This window comes from Endozoicomonas sp., from assembly GCF_051008435.1.
Classification (GTDB): domain Bacteria; phylum Pseudomonadota; class Gammaproteobacteria; order Pseudomonadales; family Endozoicomonadaceae; genus Endozoicomonas_A.
The window spans coordinates 1-1,129 of record NZ_JBPCXO010000197.1 but is presented as its reverse complement, the minus strand read 5'-3'; the positions used below and the strand labels follow the sequence as shown (position 1 = coordinate 1,129).

Annotated in this window: 3 protein-coding genes; 2 read left to right on the top strand and 1 reads right to left on the bottom strand. The window is 46.6% G+C overall.

Annotated features, from left to right (window positions below; all coding sequences use genetic code 11):
- The first annotated feature begins 190 nt into the window (after positions 1–190).
- Together ACR2PX_RS09810 and ACR2PX_RS09805 are read left to right on the top strand one after the other, a co-directional pair.
- Positions 191–544: a type II toxin-antitoxin system RelE/ParE family toxin gene (locus ACR2PX_RS09810; protein ID WP_433999179.1), complete on the top strand. Its 354-nt coding sequence runs from the start codon at positions 191–193 to the stop codon at positions 542–544.
- Complete coding sequence (locus ACR2PX_RS09805; protein WP_433999178.1) at positions 541–864, top strand: helix-turn-helix domain-containing protein; 324 nt, start codon at positions 541–543, stop codon at positions 862–864. Before ACR2PX_RS09810 ends, ACR2PX_RS09805 begins: the two co-directional genes overlap by 4 nt.
- Before the next feature lie 17 nt (positions 865–881).
- Here ACR2PX_RS09805 and ACR2PX_RS09800 read toward each other — a convergent pair.
- A partial coding sequence (locus ACR2PX_RS09800; RefSeq protein WP_433999177.1) for a hypothetical protein occupies positions 882–1,129 on the bottom strand: 248 nt, incomplete at its 5' end.

Here is a 1,129-nt window from a genome sequence, read left to right as displayed (position 1 = left end):
ATTTCCCCTTTATAATCAGTTAGTTACGGGTGATTTTTGGTCATTCAAACGGGTGTTTAGTTCGCACTTTTATAGCGGTATGCGCAGGGAACCATCGGCGAACTTTTTGATTATTCTTTACTGTTTTTTTCTCCACACAGGAACTATTCTGTTCTAAAATGTACAAAATTTTATACAGAGCGCTAAGCTGTTGGATAACGAAAAACCGATTCTCTGGATGGGGAGCTCCTTGGAAGACCTGCTGGAATTTCCTGACATGGCCAGGCGAGAAGCAGGTTATCAGTTGAGCCGGGTGCAGCATGACCTTGATCCCGAACGCTGGAAGGACTTCAAGGCAGTAGGAGCGGGTGTCAGGGAGATCATCATTTCGGAAGAAGGTGGTGCTTTTCGAGTGATGTATGTGGCCAAGTTTGAGGAAGCCGTATACGTGCTACATAGTTTTCAAAAGAAAACCCAGCAAACCAGTAAGCACGACAAGCAGGTAGCGACCCGCCGTTACAAGCAGGTTTTATCGGAGCAAAGTAAAAGGAGGAAGGATGGATGAGTGTCAAGAAAATCGGTCATACGACACCAACAGGTGGCAACGTTTTTGCTGATCTGGGTTTTGCTCCTGAAGAAGCAAAAAAACTGAAAGAAGAAGCGGAAGGGAAAATTAAAGCTGATTTGAAGATTCAGTTAATGGCAGAAATTACGAACACCATCAAGGATCGCCAGCTTAAGCAAGAAGAAGCAGCGCGACTGTTGAATGTGAGCAGACCCAGAGTCTCTGACGTGATGACAGGAAAAGCCAGTAAGTTCACTATTGATGCATTGGTGGATATGCTACAAAAACTGGGTCGTTCAGTAACGCTTAAGGTTGCTTAAGGCAGAGAGAGGGTGCATCAATCTTCCGGTATCCCTAAAGCCTTCTTCTGCTCAGACCAGAGCAAAGGAAAGGGCTTCATAAAATCAGCCAGTGTCAGTCCGCCCAGATTTCTACCATCAATGATGGCCCCCTGAATTTCTGGTGACAGGGTGGTCAGGCGCAGGATTCGGGAGGCATAGCTTACACTGGTAATCCCTTCCTTCTGGGCCAGTACTTTCAGGTGCTGCTCTTTGCCGGACTCCAATGCCTTCAACCATCGATGCG

What these genes read in the sequence shown, in the direction of transcription:
- ACR2PX_RS09805 (WP_433999178.1), top strand. Translation starts at nt 541, where the DNA reads ATGAGTGTCAAGAAAATCGGTCATACGACACCAACAGGTGGCAACGTT.